At 38.6% G+C, this 604-nt stretch carries 2 protein-coding genes; both read left to right on the top strand.

Features of this window, described 5'->3' with window-relative positions:
- Positions 1-363: hypothetical protein (locus tag HCJ66_RS15925; RefSeq protein ID WP_222717539.1), on the top strand; the 363-nt coding region annotated here is incomplete at its 5' end.
- On the top strand, positions 350-553 hold the full coding sequence (locus HCJ66_RS15920) for a hypothetical protein (RefSeq protein ID WP_187134022.1): 204 nt from the start codon (positions 350-352) through the stop codon (positions 551-553). The genes HCJ66_RS15925 and HCJ66_RS15920, both read left to right, overlap by 14 nt.
- Positions 554-604 lie beyond the last annotated feature (51 nt).

The following is a 604-nucleotide window of genomic DNA, read 5'->3' as shown; positions in this document are numbered from 1 at the left end:
GGTTACGATTCAGATAAGGATAGTGCAATATGGGGTACCTCGATGCCAAGTGGTTTTAGCTATGCCTTGTTTGGTTCGGTTTCAGTCTTAGATATGAATTATAATGTTCTTCAAATGAATGACACAGAGATTATTGTTATACCAGTTAGCAATACTACTGGAAAAATTATGGAAGGAGACTTTTTAGTTATCCCTAAAGACGAAATAGAATCAGTGAAATTTAAAAAAGGGATGTTGGGATTTACTTTAGAAATTGTAACTTCAAAAGGAGAATTGAAATTTAAAGTTAGAAAGGCTATGCTAGGAGCGAGCTGGCACAAGGATAATTTAGGGAATGTGCTGACGAAATTTGAACAACAGTAGACTTAGACGTAAGGAAGGCAAGGCGAAGAAAGCGCTGGAAGTTTACGATAAGGTCAATAAAAAGGCGATGGATTTGTATGATAATTATGGACAAATTGCGGGTCTAGTCGCCTATACTATCCAAGCGATGGTCGAGCAAGACGAAGCGCTAGGACAAGAATTCGATACGAAACTCGACGTACCAGAGTAAAAAGGGGGATGGAAGATGGATGTTAAGTATAAAGAAAACGACTGGGGCAAG

Origin of the sequence: Paenilisteria portnoyi, assembly GCF_014322795.1 — a bacterium.
Taxonomy (GTDB): Bacteria; Bacillota; Bacilli; order Lactobacillales; family Listeriaceae; genus Listeria_A; species Listeria_A portnoyi.
The sequence above is the reverse complement of the archived record's forward strand: the minus strand, read 5'-3'. Positions and strand labels throughout refer to the sequence as shown.